The organism is Robinsoniella sp. RHS, assembly GCF_001029355.1.
GTDB lineage: Bacteria > Bacillota > Clostridia > Lachnospirales > Lachnospiraceae > Robinsoniella > Robinsoniella peoriensis.
This window is the reverse complement of record NZ_JNGB01000010.1, coordinates 17749-33169: the sequence shown is the minus strand read 5'-3', so window position 1 is coordinate 33169 and position 15421 is coordinate 17749. Positions and strand designations below refer to the sequence as shown.

Genomic DNA, 15421 nt, shown 5'->3' with positions numbered 1-15421 from the left:
AATGAAGGATTATCTGGAAATAAAAGAGGTTAAAGAGATGTTCCGGTTTATTTCCCGGCAGATTATATCCAGTGAACAACAGTTGACTGATATTGATAAAATCATCGGAGACGGTGATCATGGGATCGGAATGGCAATAGGATTTCGGGCTGTTGATGAGGCACTGGACAAGATGGAATTCGATACGGTAAATGAACTTTTCAAGGAAATCGGTATGACATTATTAGATGCCATGGGCGGTGCTTCCGGAGTGATATTTGGAACTATGTTCATTAGCGGCTATGGTGCCGCTCCGCAGACGAATGTACTGGATTTGGATACCTTAAGTAAAATGATGCAAAAGTCATTGGATAATATCAAGCTCAGAGGCAAGGCAAAAGTGGGTGATAAGACCATGCTCGATAGTTATGAGCCGGCTGTTCAGGCACTGGAGGAATGCAGCAGAAATAAGTTAAGTCTGTCAGAAGGTGTGAAGCAGGCCTGGACTGCAGCAAAAAATGGCGTAGAAGCCAGTAAGAAATATTGTGCGAAGAAAGGAAGGGCAGAATCTTATGGTAAATTATCCATTGGCTTGCCTGACCCGGGAGCAGTTTCTGTAAGTATTATTTTTGAGGCTATGAGCAGGTATATTCAAATGAGAGGGGAGAATAAATGATGATGACATCCAGAGAACGTGTAAGAGCGGCAATTGCGCATAAGGAGCCGGACCGTGTTCCAATTGATATCGGAGGGACTAAAACAACAGGAATACATGTGGATGAATATATTAAAATCGGTAAGTACCTGGGGATTGATACTGAGCTCCCAAGATGTTATGAACAGTTTCAAATGTTGGCGCGGGTAGAAGAGCCCGTCAGAAGATGGCTCCATAGTGATGTACTTCAATTAGAAAATCTGTATGAGACCTGGGGATATCGCAATTCGGACTGGAAGCCCTGGAAAAATACGGCTGGAAATACTATTTTAATGCCGGGGGATTTTCAATATGAAATCGAAAATAATGGTGATATTGCATTGTTTGATATAAATGGCAGGCATGTGGCAAATATGGCATCAACAGGCAGCTATTTTGAACGGCTGGCTAATCCGCCGTTGGATTTGTCAAAGGAAATAACCATGATGGACACAGAACAGTTTAAGAAATCAGTTACCCTTTATACGGATGAAGAACTGCGCATTTTAGAAAAGAGAGCAAAACTGATGTATGAGACTACAGACTATTCCATACATGGGGGAGCTTTAAAAGGGAAACTGGGAACCACTGGTATATTTGCAGGCCATCCTTTTACGGAATGGCTGTGTATCTTGGTATCCGAACCGGAATACGCAGAGGAAATACTGGGAGCAGCAGGTGACATGGCAGTGAAAAATATAGAAATGTATCTTCAGGCAGTTGGCAGTTATATTGATACCATTTTAATTTCAACTACTGATTTTGGAACACAGACAGGAGAATTGTTCAGTCCCGCAGTATTTCAGGAACTTTATATGCCAAATTATAAAAAGATGTGTGACTGTGTACATGAGAATTCCGATGTAAAGACTATGTTCCATAGCTGTGGTTCCATTCGAAATATAATACCTTATTTTATAGAAGCCGGTTGTGATATTTTAAACCCGATACAGGCAAATTCCTATCGTATGGATCCTGCAGAGCTGAAAGCAGAATTTGGAAATGATCTGGTATTCTGGGGAGCCGGTGTGGACAGCCAGACGGTATATCCCGGCGGATCACCGTCAGATGTGAGAAATCAGGTCAAAGAGAGGCTGGATATCTTAATGCCGGGAGGGGGATGCGTATTTACGCCCATACATAATACACAATTTGATGTACCGGCAGAAAACATTCAGGCATTTGTAGATACTGTCTTAGAGTATGGAATATATGAAGCATAGGAAAGGGGGAGAACGAATATGATTACTGCTGTAAATCTAAATCCTTGCATTGATAAAAGCATTCTTGTATCAGGATTCCAATATGGCCAGCTGAACCGTGTCGTGGATTCCTGTGAGGAAGCGTCGGGCAAAGCAATTAATGTTGGCATTGCAGTGAAAAGAATTGGCAAAGACGTGGAATGTCTGGGATTCAATTATAAAGGAAACGGCAAGGTTTTAGAAAATACGTTAGATGATTATGGGATAACATCTGAATTTGTATGGGTAGAAGGCCGGCTTCGGACAAACACAAAGATATTAGACCGGGAAACGAATATACTGACAGAATTAAATGAATATGGAAGTGAAGTTACAAAAGAAGACATTTATAAACTAAAGTCTGTAATAAAAGAACATGCAGCAAGAAGCAGTCTTGTAGTCATAGGCGGAAGTGCTCCTGTTGGAGTAGACACTACGATTTACAGGGAGATTTTAGAAGAGTTGTCTGTATATCCTGTAAAAATTATTTTAGATGCAGAAAAAGATTTTCTATTAGAAGGAATCAAAGCGAAACCATACCTGATAAAACCAAATTTATTTGAGTTAGAGACTGCGTTTGGTAAAAAGTGTAAATCAATAGAAGAAGTAGTGCGTTTGGCAAGAGAGATACTGGAAAAGGGAGTGGAGGTAGTGTGTGTATCACTGGGTGAAAAAGGAGCCGTTATATGTGATAAACAAGAGGCATTTTATTCCCAGGGACTTCTGTTGGAAATCCAGGGTATCCAGGGTGCAGGAGACTCTATGGTTGCCGGAATCTGTGCGGCCTTAGAAGAAAAGCTGCCTATACAGGAAATGCTCCGTTACGGAATGGCAGCTTCTGCAGCCTCTTTAGTTTTGAAGGGAACCCAGATGTGCAGCCAGGAAGGTTTCTGTAAATATAGAGAGCAGATAAAAATTCAAAAGATGGAGGTATCATGAAATGGAATTTGCATCGGTAAAAGAACTTCTCTGTAAGGCACAGGAAAATGGATATGCTGTTCCTGCGTTTAATGTGGAAAATATGGAGACGGTACAGGGAGTCATACAGGCAGCAGAAGAATTAAACTGTCCCGTAATTTTACAGACAACCCCCTCCAGTGTAAATTATGCAGGACTGGACTTTTTCGCAGCATGTGCCAGGAATGCAATCAGAAATACAAGAGTTCCCGTCGCACTGCATTTAGATCACGGTTCGTCCTATGAATTAGCTGCCAGGGCAATGAAAGAAGGATATTCCTCCGTGATGATTGACGGCTCGCAATTAAATTTTGAGGATAATGTTGCTTTAACCTCCAGGGTTTCCGAGCTGGGTAAAATTCTTGGGGTATCTGTAGAAGCAGAGCTGGGCAGTGTCGGAGGAAAAGAAGACGGTTTAACATCTGAATACGTATTGCTCACCAATGCAGCAGAAGCGGTTGAATTTGCTGAAAGAACAAAGGTGGACAGTCTGGCTGTTGCAATCGGTACGGCGCACGGATTTTATAAGGGGGAACCTAAACTGGATATAAAGCGCCTGAAAGAAATAAAAGCAGCAGTTGACATTCCCCTGGTATTACATGGAACATCTGGCGTGCCGGATGAGATCGTAAAAGAATGTATTAAAAATGGGATCTGCAAAGTAAATTATGCAACAGATTTAAGAAATGTATTTACAAAGGCAGTGAAGTTAAATATGGAGAAAAATCCGGATAACATAGATCCTAAGAAATATCTGGGAGCAGGAAGGGAGGCAGTTTCAGAGATAGTTAAGAAAAGGATCCGGTTGTGTTATTAAGAATTAGATAATAGATAAGTTATCATATTGGCCGTAGACAATTTATGTCTGCGGCCTTTTATTGTCTTTATACCAATCAATTCTGGTACAAGTATTAAAAAATAGAGTCATTGTTAAAAAATAGAGTGTTAGAATCCTTAAAAAACTATGTGGAAATTAAAAATTGATGTGGAAAAAGAAAAAGTGGAGTGTTAGAATCCGGTACAAGTGGATGGGGGATGACATACAGGATGGATATGCGGTATCCACATTTTAAGGAAAAAGGAGAGATAAAAAATGAAAGTGAAAAAGAAACGTTCCAGATTGGTGAGACGTGCTGTTGCTATTGGCTTGGCGGCAATGGTTACAGTCACCTCTATCGATGCAGGAACAATCGGGCTGAAGGCCCACGCTATGACTGTAGTTGGAACCGCGCCATTTATTAATACATGGTTGGTGGCTGGGCCGAGTGATACGTCCTTATTAGCGGGAATTAATTCGGAACGGACTATCGGCAAAGAGGACGCTGCAGTCATGGTAGAAACAGAGAACCAGAGTGAAACGGATGAGGTCATGGAAGAAACAGCCGGGAACAGTGATACTATTGAAGAGAACGGAGTTGAACCAGAAGAAGATCAAAATGAAACTCCCGATGTCCAGGCAGTGGAGATGCTTGAGACTACGGAAGAACACAGAGAAAATTTGCAGAAGGAAGGCATCAGGCCAACCCTGGGAGAAGAGTTTAGCAGCAGTGGTACGCAGTGGCAGTACTTGGATGACCGTATTTTCAACCGTAATACCGATGATTATCAGGATCTGTATGGATATTTTACCGTAAAGCAAGGACTGGATGTTCAAGGCAAGTATACCTATGCACATACTTACATATACAGTCCCAAAGAGCAGAATGCTCAACTGCAGTTTGTGACCAGTGGTCTGCATAAAGTCTATGTGAACGATGCTCTGGTGGATCAGAATACAAATGCAGTGGAGTCAACGGAGAAAGACAAATACAAAGCCGATATCACGCTGAATAGAGGCTGGAATAAAGTTTTGTTTGAAATCAAACATGACAGGGTATATTATCTGGGATTCTATGCCAGAATCAGTGATGCTTCCGGAAATGAGATTCCCGATCTGGAGTATTCGGTGGAAGGCGATACTGTTTCAGCGCTTCAGATTGTTACTCAGGGATTGGACATCGACAGGGAAGCATTTGAAAATCGTAATGCAGATCTTGCTGCAAATCTGTATCCTGAGAATGAGATGCCTTACGGATATGTGGAATCCCCATACGTATGGAATAAAGCTATTCACAGGACGAATGCAAAAGAGGGACCGCAGGCTTCAAGGTTTCGGTTCCAGGCGGCAGGTGGCAGCCCGGGGTATGAGTGGGAGATCACAGAGGGTAATTTACCGGATGGCCTGACGATGGATAAAGAAGGGGTTATCGATGGTTTCTGTGAAACACAAGGAGAGTATTCATTTACCGTTCAGGTGACGGATGCGGATAAACGGACAGCAGTAAAAGAGACGAAAATAATCGTAAAAGAGCGTCCAAGCAAGTGGTTTGAAGAAGGGAAAATGTCCGCATTGTCCCATGATACAGGAGCATATACCCAGTTTTGGGATCCAAATTTTTCATTTGATACCTGGGCAGAACGTGCAAAAAAAGCAGGCATGACGATGCTGTCTACGGAAGCGGTACAGGGTGTATATTACTGGCCGGCGCCTGGTGCCTATCCAGGTGACCCAAATGGTGCAGCTGTTAATCAGCATCCCAACACACTGGAACTAAATGAGGAAGGGGTAGCTCAGCCAAAAGACATGCTGCAGGAGGCAAAAGAAGCAGTAGAACGTCATGGAATGAGGTTTGGTCTGTACTATGCTTCCGAGGGGTCTAATCAGACCAAAGATCCCCGTGTCAACAACTCCAGCGGATTTTTCCGGAATGTGGAGGATCTTGTGGTTCGTTATGATCCTAAGTATCTGTTCTTTGACGGGAATCCGGAAGGAAAAGGAAATACTGATGCTATGTGGAGCGCTGTGCGTGCTTACAATGACTATACCCTTATACAGGCAAACGACCGAAATGAAGTCAGCGATAATGATTTGACAATTCTGGAGACGGAGTATACCGGAGCAATGCCATATACCCATGGGGGTCATTGGGAAACGAATATGTGGAATCAGAATAAATATACGGTTGATGAGGCATGGTCGCACCCTATTATTGATGAGATGGATGCCTGGTCAGGATATGCGGGAGGACATACAAGAGATGATTGGCGTTTGTGGGCAGAATTCATCATCAATAATATCGGACATGGTATGGTGCCAAATTACGATCAGATGATCATCGCTATCCGGGGTGTTGACTGGGCTGGCAAGAATTATAGTAGTGGGATTAAAGACGCATATTATCAGGGACCACTGAATGCACAGCGTTTCCTGGAAATACGTGACAATGTAAACTTGTGGATGGCCAATGATGGAAAGCCTGACTTGCACGAATCCCTGTTTGGAACAATGCCGTACTATTTTGACACTTATGAAAAAAAGGAAGGCTACCATGAGAATACCGATAAAGAGCCATTCCTGACTGCAAAATACGGGGAGGGGCCTGAATGGGGATATTCCGTTGCCCGAGACCAATTTGTGTATATGCATATGGTAGAGAATACAATTGGAAATGGCAGGGCAAAAAAAGGATTTACCGGTCAGGAGAGTGTCTATGCAGGGCCATTTGATTATAATGTAACCAATGTGGAGTGGCTTAATGAAGGAATAGCACTGCCCTATAGTGTAGAGTCAAAGGATGGAAAGAATTACATCACCATCGATACTTCTTCGGTCAAAGAAGATCCTGTGGATACCATTATCAAAATCACCACGGATAATGACACCCGCAGTTTCAAGCTTACTGGTGTGAAATTATTCAGCAGCCAGGAAAACAAATCCGAACTGCAGTTGCGTGCAGAAGCCTATCTGAAGAACTTTACCAATGTATTCGCAGATGCAGATCTTACCTATAGCAGTGATGATGCATCGGTTGCATCAGTTGATCAGAATGGACTGGTAACAGCCGGGCATCCTGGAAATACAACCATACGTGTAACAGCAGAGTATGAGGGAGAGGCAGCAGTCGACACTTATCATGTTCAGGTAAAAGAAGATGGAAGTATCACTTCAAATGAAGAACTAATAGGTGTAGTATTGCGGACTGATGGAAAAGAGGCATTTGGTAAATTTTCATCTGACATCAATATGCCGGTGACTTTTGAAGGACGCACCCAAAAAGGGGGCGGAGTGAACCTCCTTTCTTATGACAATATCACATGGCATTATGGAGTCTGCAGCGGCCAGGCAGGAGGACAGACCTCGGATCCGGATATCTACTGGCAGGCACATGAGGTTGAAGATCTGGACCTTCTGGCAGTTAAAGATGACGAAGTAGTTTTTAACAGATGCGTTTCAGAAGAGGAAAATGTTGCAATCTGGGCTGATATTACAGTTGATGGAGTAACCTATACGACCAATAGAAATTATCTGAGAATATTACCGAATACTGTTTTAAGTAATAATATCGTACCAGAAGTGACAAGCGGCAGCAATCCAGCCGATCTTACAGATAACATTTTAACCAGTTCTGACGGTGGAAATACCTCCAGATGGACACCGGCGAAAGAGGATGAGAATCCAGCCATGACAATGGATTTAAATTCAGTGTGCGATCTGTCAAATGTGAGTGTTTATTTTAATAACAAAGACCGGTATTATAGGAACACGCCAAGTGCTATCCGGATAGAAACGAGTGAGGATGGAGAAAACTGGGAGATACCCGTGGAACAGGGAGCCGTTCCGGACAATGATACAAAATACCGTTATAATTCAGACAAGTATACATACCCACTCAATCAGAAAGGCAGATATCTGCGCATCAGTTTCCCGGGCGGTGCCAGAGACGATTTGATGGATGTGCTTGAAGTAAGGGTACGGGGAATAGATCAGGGAAAAAGGCTGGGAGATGTAGCGGTAGAGACAGAACTTTTAGATGATAAGACTGCAGCTTTCCATCTAACGGGTATTTCCGGAATCGGAGAAGAGATGGATCTGAGCAAGGCGAAGATTCAGATACAGAGCACTAATCCTGAAATAGTAGAGATCAATAAGGCAAATCAGGCTCTGTCCGTATCGGAAGGACGGGCCCAGATTTTCATAGATGTAACGCTAAATGGGATTACGGTATCAAAACAGATATATATCGATGTAGATGCTGACGGAAATCTGCAATTAGTTAATTATTTGTCCCAGGTGAATCTTTCTGTGGATAAAAATAAGATAGCTGTTGGATCACCGGTGGTATCAGAGATTGAAGCATTGGATAATAACGGAAAACCGGCCGATCTTTCTGACGCAGAGATTACATTTATACTGGACAGTGATAATTTGTCAGTTGTGGAAGGGTCATCTGTAATCACCATGAAGGATAGTATTCCGCGATCCTCTGAATCGACAATTCAGGTAAAGGTGACAGTGGATGGAGTTACGGTGGAAAGTAATAAAATGATCCTTACCCAGTTAGGTACCAATGTAGCAGATAATGCTGTGGTTTCGGTTTCTTCTGTACGTGACAAGAACGGAGATCCAAATGGTTCGAATCAGGATGAGCGATATATTGGTGTTAAGACTGTTGATGGAGACAAATCGACTGCATGGGCAGCTCGTGGAGGAGATAAGTCACCATGGATAGAACTGGATTTTGGGGAGGATCAGATGATCGCAAGTCTGAATCTGATTGACCGTGGTCATAAAGTCAATGAAATCGGTGAAGGTAAGCTGGAATTTTTTGACAGCACTGGAAACCTTGTTCACGAACAGATTGTTTCTGACATTCAATGGGAGGGACAGCCTGATAACTTAGTGAAGTTAGAGAAACCTCTCAGTGCACAGAAATTAAGATTCACAATAGATCCGGAGCTGAAGTATTATCATGGCGGAAATGGGGAGAAACCGGAACGGGGACTGGCTGAAATTGAAGTTGCTCTTGCAACTGATTTAAGCAAGACATTTATCGTTTCCAGCAAACCAGTCTATGCAGCTACTAATATAGGAGTGCAGCCAAAGCTTCCGTCTGTCATCACGGCAGTATTGAATAATGGAACAATGACCGAAAAAGAAGTACAGTGGGATACAATCCCGGAAGAAGTTCTGAAAGAAGCAGGAATCTTCCATATTCAGGGAACAATAGCCGATACTGAGGTTAAAGCATCAGCAGAAATTAAGATTAAGAACCATGTAGATGTGACCGGTATAACAGTTGATCCCACAAATTTCACTCTCATTGAAGGAAATAATACAGTCTTAAAGGCAGCCATAACACCTCAAAATGCAACCAATCAGGCAGTAAAATGGGATAGCAGCAACAAATCGGTGGCAATTGTTGATGTGAATGGGAAAGTAACGGCAATGTCACAAGGTTCAGCAAAAATTACAGTTACGACACAAGATAACAACAAGACTGCAAGCTGCCTTGTTACGGTCACGCCAAAAGATATTCCTCAGCCGGTAAAACATACAGTAACATTGAACGCAGCAGGAGGTCAGGTAAACCCGTCCACAATTACAGTGCAGAATGGAAAGCCTTATGGAGTGCTTCCAACCCCTACGCGCAGCGGATATAAATTTGTGGGATGGTACATGGGTAATCAGATGGTTAAATCCAACGATATCTGTACATCAAATGTCACATTAACTGCAAAATGGGAAAAAGTAATCGAAAAACCAGGAAAAGTCACCGGCATAACGGCTGCTAAGCTGACAACAGACAGTATTAAGTTATCATGGAAAAAGGTATCTGGTGCCACATCCTACAAGGTATACCGTTATGATGATAAGAAGAAGAGATGGAGTAGCCTTAAGACAACAAAAGCGGCTTCTTATACCGATTCTAAAAAGAAATCCGGAACAAAATATAAGTACCGTGTAGCAGCATACAACAGCGCAGGAAAAGGATCACATTCTTCCACGTTTATTACGGCCACCAGACCTGTAAAACCAAAGCTGAAGGTAACGAGAAGCGGATCAAATAAGGCGAAACTTACATGGAAGAAAATTAGTTCTAACAGGGTACAGGTTTATATGAAAACGGGAAATGGAAAATACACAAGGATCTCCACTAAAAATGGAAATAAATCTTCCTATACAAAATCAGGTTTAAAGAAAGGCAAGACTTATACATTTAAAATCCGGGGATATATGCAGCCAACTTCTAAAACAAAGGTTTACGGATCTTATTCATCGTCCAGAAAAGTTACTATTAAATAAAATACGCTTATTTTATGTGTTCACAATAGAAAAAGAGGGTATTGCAAAAGATTGCGGTAAGAAAAGAGGAATGATAAGAGCCGGAAGTCAAATAAGACTTCCGGCCCATTGTAATGGTATTTTCATAAGAAGTGATTATCAGTCTGATGGATCCATTTTTCCAGGGTTCTATTTAACCCATTCACATCAATAGGCTTTGTTATGTAATCATTCATACCGACACTGTAAGCTTTGCTGATGTCGGTTATGAAGGCATTAGCGGTCATTGCCAGGATGGGTACCGTCTTTGCATCATCCCTGTCCAGAAGACGAATTGCTGCGGCTGCTTCATAGCCATCCATCACGGGCATCTGAATATCCATCAGGATTGCGTTATAATATCCTGGGTTAGAAGAGCGGAAGGCTTGAACGGCATCCAGGCCATTTTCGGCTGTTTCAATAAGCATTCCCTGCATACTAAGCAGCTCGAATGCAATTTCACGATTCAGTTCATTGTCTTCTACCAGCAAAATCCGTTTTCCCTCCAAAGTAATATTTGTGTCTTCTTCAACAATATCATCTTCTGTTTTATGATCAGAACAGAACAACTGGAAAACATCTATAATCTTTGAAATAAAGAGTGGTCTGGTAATAAATGCGTTTGCTCCTGCTTTCAAGAACTCATCTTCTATATTTGGGTTATTATAGGATGTGATAATGATAATAGGTATACTTTCTCCCAGGCATCTGCGTATATTTTGTACTGTATCCAAGCCATTTCTTTCATGCATCTCCCAGTTCAGAAGCACTGCGGAAAATTCATCTGAACGGGCATGTGCGGCTGAAATGATGCCCAGTGCTTCTGCACAGGATGATGCCCAGTATCCCTGCATCCCAAGCTTTTCTAAAAATACTGTAATATTCTCACAAGTTTTTTTGCTCGTCTTCTATGATCAGAACAGGCAGCCCTGCCAGCTCGTGGTTTACTGATTCTTCTTTGTCTGCCAGATGAAAAGGAATGGAAACCGTGAACTTACTTCCTTTACCTAATTCACTTTTTACTTCAATGGAGCCGCCCATCATTTTTACGATATTTTCGGTGATAGACATTCCCAGCCCGGTACCGGGAACTTTGCTGATACGAGAATCTTCAGCACGTGAAAAGGGTTCAAAAATATGGGGAATATATTCACTTGTCATTCCAATGCCATTGTCTGTAACTATAAATTCATATTGGGCCTGATTCTGGCTAAAAGGCTGATATTCATTAATACTGAGACTGATGGTTCCGCCGGGAGGGGTATATTTGATCCCGTTGGAGAGCAGATTCATAAAAACCTGATGCAGGCGGTCACCGTCAGTTATAATTTTTTCATGGAGTACTTTTCCAACATAAACCTCAAATTCCAGATGCTTTTCTTCCAGCAACGATCTGCACATATCTGAAACATTTTGTATTAGGTTCGGAAGGCTGATTTCTTCGGGATGAAGGTCAATTTTTCCGGATTCAATTTGAGACATATCCAATATTTCATTAATCAGACTTAAAAGATATTGACTGGAGGTGTTAATTTTGTTCAGACAATCATTCACTTTCTCAGGTGCAATAAGATTTGCCCTTGCAATAGCAGTCATGCCAATGATAGCATTCAGTGGGGTACGAGTGTCATGGGACATAGATGACAGAAATTTAGTTTTCGCTGAATTCGCAATCCGTGCCGCCATGTAGGCTTCTTCCAGTGCTGTTTGCTGGCGTGCCTGTTCCCGACGGTCTTTTGTCACATCAATGCCAACAGTGTAGAAAGAAGGGATACCATCCCAGCTGTCTTCCCCATTTGCATAGCATAAAGTAACGGTCAGGATTTTGGTTTCTCCACTGCGTGTGATAATCCGGGCTTCCATAATAATACTCTGTTCGGTTCCCTCTATTTCTTTTAGCATGTGCTCAATACGTTTTAAGTCATCGGGATGCAAATATTCACATGTCGAATGCAATTCTTTTTCGAATTGTTCTTTTGTATAACCGATCATCCTTAAGAAGTCGGCATCATACCAAAGAATGGTTCTGTAATCTCTGGCATCCAGACGGGCAAATCCACCCGGAAGAGTCCGGAGTAGAATTTCACGTTCACGCTCTTTTTTAGCCAGCTTAAACTCGGAACTGTACATATCATAGGACAGTTCTATACGTGACTTGTGGCCGTACCAGTTAATTTGACGGTTTTTAATCATAAAAGTTCTGTTGAGTACCGGATTGAAAAATTCCCATTCGTAAAATTCATCTGTCCGTAATCTGTCATTGGTGCAGAAAGGGCATGGTGAGGTTCTTCCCTGAATTACTTCATAACAAGGTCGCCCAATAACTTCCTCACAAGTTGTATTCATAGTTTCAGTGCCGGTGCGGTTTATAAATAATAATTCATAAGTATCCATATCACTTATATAGATATTCCCGATATACTCATCCATCAGCCACTCAAAATACTCTGTTTTTTCATCTTTCAACCGAACCAAATCGCTGATATCTGAGTTGATCATATAAAAAACCGGATGTCCATCCACGGTTTCCTTTGTGATAGTTCCAGTGATACGTATCCAAATGAAGCCGCCGTTCTTAACAGGCAAACGGCAATCCAGAGAAAAACCTTTTTTGCCCCGGGAAAGAGCATGAGTTAAAGAATCTCTGATTTTATAAAATTCATCTGTATGATTTCTATAATACTGACGGAGATTCGGGAAAAGGGATGAATATTCTTCCTTTGTATAGCCAGTACTCTGATAAAAATTTATATTACCGTAAAGAAAAGTGATATCGGTATCAAAAATACATTTGTTTGCGCTGTTTTCAATTGTTTCTATAAACATATCATATTCTTTTTCAATAAATGGCATCTCCATATTCGGACTCCTTTTCAGAAAGTAATTTAGATATAATATGATAAAGCTATCTTGCATTTATTATATCTGATAATACCGGATAAAGCAATATAACAATGTTATTTGAAAGTTGATTTTACAAACTGTAAAAAATATAAGGAGATTGTAAGAAGCTTCCATGGCGGATGGGTAAAGTATTCCCGTCCCATTGGAAGTTGCAGAAGATACTCAAAGCATATCATTACCGGCTATTCGTTCCAGGATTAAGGGAGGATGTAAATGGACCATCCGGCACCTTAATCTCTGTGCGGGACGGTCCACTCTGCTAAAAATAAAAGAGATCTTCGAATTTTTTATCCAATGCAATACATAAAATCAAAGCTAATTTTGCAGTTGGATTAAACTGCCCTGTTTCAATAGAACTAATGGTATTTCTGGATACGCCCACCATTTCCGCCAGTTGGCTTTGTGAGAGCTTTTGTTCTGACCGTATTTCTTTCAGATTATTTTTTAGTACTAATTTTTCATCCATATTTTTACCTCAACACACTTATAACAAAGCTTGCCAGTGAAGCTATGGAAGCAATGGCACCGGCAACGGTAGATATTAAGTATGCCTTATTTTTAGTGAAACGGTATTTCGGATATGCCTCGGCTGCAACAAATGCCCAGAACATTGCGTAGGGTGCGTAACTATGCTGTCCATTAAATACGTTAAATATAGCTATAAAAATAAATACAAGGCAAAAGGCGCTGATACCTATTCTGCGTCCTCTGTTTTCTGCCTGCTGCATGCCTTCATCTGTTTTTTCTGCTCTGCTTCTTGCTAAAATCTGTTCTTTATTCATAACAATACCTCCTGATTAGGTTGCCAAGTTTTCTTTACATTACTATCATACATCTGCCAAGCGTACTTGTCAATAAGTTTTGCAAAGTTTTCTTTGCAAAATAAAAAGACGGTCTTCTTCTCAATTGTTTTATCTGGAAATGAATGGTATAATAACACCAACAATTGTTATCCTTAAAATCAAAAAAAAGTTAAGAAGAAATAGAAATGTACGGTCAGAAAGGGGATTGGAATGGCATACAAACAAGAGCTGTGGGATGAGGCAAAGAAAAAATGCAGGATATCAGAAGAAGAGATACGAATGGCAAAAGAAATGGGATTAAATCCGAAAAGTCTGATAAAAAACATCCCAAATAAGAAGGAGCAGTGGAAAGCTCCGGTTAAAATTTGGATACGGGAAATGTATGAAGAAAGGCAGGAAAAGGCAGAGAAAAAGAAGAAAAGAAAATCTCAGATTATAGAATAACAGGTTTTTGAATTTTGCTTTATTTTGTTTCGGATGACGCGGAAGTAACTGTCAGATCAAGCCCGCTAAGATAGTTGCTCCCCCAGTCACACATAGATTCCAGAACAGGAATAATACTTTTTCCAAAGTCTGTAAGCTGATATTCTACTTTAGGGGGGATAACCGGATAGACAGTACGCAAAATCAGGTTGTCACGTTCCAGCTCCCGAAGCTGTTGTGTCAGCATTTTAGGAGTAGCATTTGGAATGTTCCGGTGCAGTTCGCTGAAACGAAGGGTCCCTTCTATCAAATGAAACAAAATCAGTGCTTTGTATTTACCGCCAATCAGTTCTAGTGTGGCTTCCACGGGACAGTTATATGTGCCTGGACATTTCATTTTTTCACCTCTGTATTTTTTACACTATCTTTTTGGGTACTATATACCATAAAAGTGCATACTTGTTCTAATGAATATTAATGCTATAATTATAGCTGAAGTTGGTAAATATATCAACCTTTGCCTGCAGGCAGATACTATTTACTACAATTTAACACCCTGATTAAAGGAGGTAATTATGAGTTTTCTTGAGATTGCGAAAAAAAGGTCTTCTGTGCGTTCTTATACAGAACAGAAGGTAGAAAAAGAAAAGCTGGATCAGATTCTGGAAGCAGCACATGCAGCGCCGACTGCGGCAAATCTTCAGCCTGTTCATTTGCTGGTTGTTCAGGAAGCGGAAGGTATGGCAAAGATTGAAAAGGCAGCAAATGTATTTCATGCACCGTTGGCGATTATTGTGTGTGCAGATCACAATAAAGCATGGGTTCGCCCATTTGATAAAAAGCAGACAGGGGATATTGATGCTTCAATTCTGACAGACCATATGATGCTTCAGGCGACTGAACTTGGACTGGGAAGTGTCTGGGTTTGCTATTTTAAACCGGATATCCTGCGTGAAGAATTTCATATTCCTTCCAACCTGGAGCCGATTAATATACTGGTGATTGGATATTCTGCCCAAGAAGAAGGGGATCCCAATCGGCACAGCCAAACACGTATCCCGGTGGATGAACTGGTTTCATACGAGAAACTTTAGAATAACTGTTGAAAGAATTAGGTGCTCGGAAAGAGAAGGGGTGAGCGCTTTTTGGGGCATGCGGGCATTCGCTGTGAAATCCTGATGCATTTCGCAGCTCAGTGCCCGCTTAGTATCCAATGGGATCCAGTTTATTGATACAAAGCTGGTACAGGACAATGGAATCCTGTGCCCTGATAACAATT

The 15421-nt window shown here is 41.4% G+C and carries 12 protein-coding genes; 7 read left to right on the top strand and 5 right to left on the bottom strand.

Going from position 1 to position 15421, the window contains the following annotated elements:
- Position 1: 1 nt before the first annotated feature.
- The 5 genes from dhaL to RHS_RS05360 all read left to right on the top strand — a co-directional run bounded on the left by dhaL (position 2) and on the right by RHS_RS05360 (position 9994).
- Positions 2-655 (top strand): dihydroxyacetone kinase subunit DhaL, encoded by a 654-nt coding sequence (gene dhaL / locus RHS_RS05380; protein ID WP_044296461.1) that lies wholly within the window; start codon positions 2-4, stop codon positions 653-655.
- Positions 652-1896, top strand: a complete 1245-nt coding sequence (locus RHS_RS30225) for a uroporphyrinogen decarboxylase family protein (protein WP_081820110.1) — start codon at positions 652-654, stop codon at positions 1894-1896. Before dhaL ends, RHS_RS30225 begins: the two co-directional genes overlap by 4 nt.
- An 18-nt stretch (positions 1897-1914) precedes the next feature.
- Positions 1915-2853 (top strand): 1-phosphofructokinase family hexose kinase, encoded by a 939-nt coding sequence (locus tag RHS_RS05370; RefSeq protein ID WP_047832545.1) that lies wholly within the window; start codon positions 1915-1917, stop codon positions 2851-2853.
- Position 2854: 1 nt separating this feature from the next.
- Positions 2855-3688 (top strand): class II fructose-bisphosphate aldolase, encoded by an 834-nt coding sequence (locus tag RHS_RS05365; RefSeq protein WP_047832544.1) that lies wholly within the window; start codon positions 2855-2857, stop codon positions 3686-3688.
- Between the two features lie 276 nt (positions 3689-3964).
- On the top strand, positions 3965-9994 hold the full coding sequence (locus RHS_RS05360) for an Ig-like domain-containing protein (RefSeq protein WP_395021423.1): 6030 nt from the start codon (positions 3965-3967) through the stop codon (positions 9992-9994).
- A gap of 122 nt (positions 9995-10116) precedes the next feature.
- Here RHS_RS05360 and RHS_RS30220 read toward each other — a convergent pair whose 3' ends face one another.
- The 4 genes from RHS_RS30220 to RHS_RS05345 form a co-directional block, all read right to left on the bottom strand.
- Positions 10117-10866 (bottom strand): response regulator, encoded by a 750-nt coding sequence (locus tag RHS_RS30220; protein ID WP_395021419.1) that lies wholly within the window; start codon positions 10864-10866, stop codon positions 10117-10119.
- A gap of 31 nt (positions 10867-10897) precedes the next feature.
- A complete protein-coding gene (locus tag RHS_RS05355; RefSeq protein ID WP_395021416.1) occupies positions 10898-12871 on the bottom strand; it encodes an ATP-binding protein in 1974 nt (657 codons plus the stop codon).
- Between the two features lie 304 nt (positions 12872-13175).
- Positions 13176-13382 carry a helix-turn-helix transcriptional regulator gene (locus tag RHS_RS05350; protein WP_027292580.1) on the bottom strand — a complete coding sequence of 69 codons (207 nt, stop codon included), beginning with the start codon at positions 13380-13382 and terminating at the stop codon, positions 13176-13178.
- 4 nt (positions 13383-13386) lie between these two features.
- The gene (locus RHS_RS05345; protein WP_027292581.1) at positions 13387-13698 is read right to left on the bottom strand and encodes a DUF6442 family protein; all 312 of its coding nucleotides are present in this window, start codon (positions 13696-13698) and stop codon (positions 13387-13389) included.
- 231 nt (positions 13699-13929) lie between these two features.
- Between RHS_RS05345 and RHS_RS05340 the strand changes: the two genes are divergently transcribed.
- Positions 13930-14163, top strand: a complete 234-nt coding sequence (locus tag RHS_RS05340) for a hypothetical protein (RefSeq protein ID WP_027292582.1) — start codon at positions 13930-13932, stop codon at positions 14161-14163.
- Positions 14164-14182: 19 nt separating this feature from the next.
- Here the strand turns inward: RHS_RS05340 and RHS_RS05335 are convergent, their stop codons facing one another.
- Positions 14183-14539, bottom strand: coding sequence for a helix-turn-helix domain-containing protein (locus tag RHS_RS05335; protein WP_027292583.1), 357 nt, complete (start codon positions 14537-14539; stop codon positions 14183-14185).
- Between the two features lie 178 nt (positions 14540-14717).
- Between RHS_RS05335 and RHS_RS05330 the strand changes: the two genes are divergently transcribed.
- Positions 14718-15236 carry a nitroreductase family protein gene (locus RHS_RS05330; protein ID WP_027292584.1) on the top strand — a complete coding sequence of 173 codons (519 nt, stop codon included), beginning with the start codon at positions 14718-14720 and terminating at the stop codon, positions 15234-15236.
- Positions 15237-15421: the final 185 nt, after the last annotated feature.